1 protein-coding gene and 1 pseudogene are annotated in these 828 nt (G+C 41.1%); both read left to right on the plus strand.

Annotated elements, in window-relative coordinates:
* A partial coding sequence (locus CIK04_RS26680; RefSeq protein WP_128824723.1) for a GlyGly-CTERM sorting domain-containing protein occupies window positions 1–265 on the plus strand: 265 nt, incomplete at its 5' end.
* Window positions 266–618: 353 nt separating this feature from the next.
* Window positions 619–828, plus strand: a pseudogene (locus CIK04_RS26685) (DNA-binding response regulator); the annotation flags it as partial.

Raw genomic sequence — 828 nt, forward strand, 5'->3', positions numbered from 1 at the left:
AAGTGCTTACACAGATTCGGCAACACTCCCTGCTCAGCAATCACTAACCACGTTTATGACAACGGCTAGCCAAGAAACGCCAGATGACAATACCACTGAGAGTGGGGGCCAAAGCAACGAGTGTTCGAGTAATACATCTGCCAGTGTTGGCGGTGCTGAGGTCGGCCTAGGCTGTGCAGGATCGGAAAGCAGCGGCAGCGTCAATTGGATTAGCCTTTTGGGTTTGTTGCTCTTTTGGCGCGCTCGTCGAAAAGCATGTGAATGAACGTCACCTTTTCTTTTGCTTTGCTTGTTGCTGAGTAAAGTCATCCTTTTCGTCGATGGCATCAAAGATGATGTCATCGAACGTTTTTGGTTATCACGTGTCTTTATCTTCTAACTCTTATCTCTGCTCTTTATTTACGCGACTCGTTTTGGGGTATTTTATTTAGATGAGAAAATATGGGTTACAACCGATTTTATTAAATTTCATTTAAATAAAGCGATATGACAAATGAGTTCTATATAAATAAAAAAGGATTGTGAGGATAATCAAAAACAAAATCTGACAATAAAGTACTATTCATAAGATCTATTTTTAGTCCCTTAGTACTTTATTTTCATTTCCAGGAAGGATTTATGATGAAGGAACCTTATAAGGTATGGGTTATTTCAAATGATCCAGAATGGTCAGGCTTGGTTGTGGCGGGATTGTCCCACACCTTTACGGGTTACGAGTTTGCCATTCAAGCTTCTCTAGAGTCATTGTGGCAACTGAATGACAATGAGTTGGTGATTTATGATCGACAAACGTTAGGCAACCCCTCGCAACATTTGATTCACCACGAC

This window comes from Vibrio sp. 03_296 (assembly GCF_002265885.1).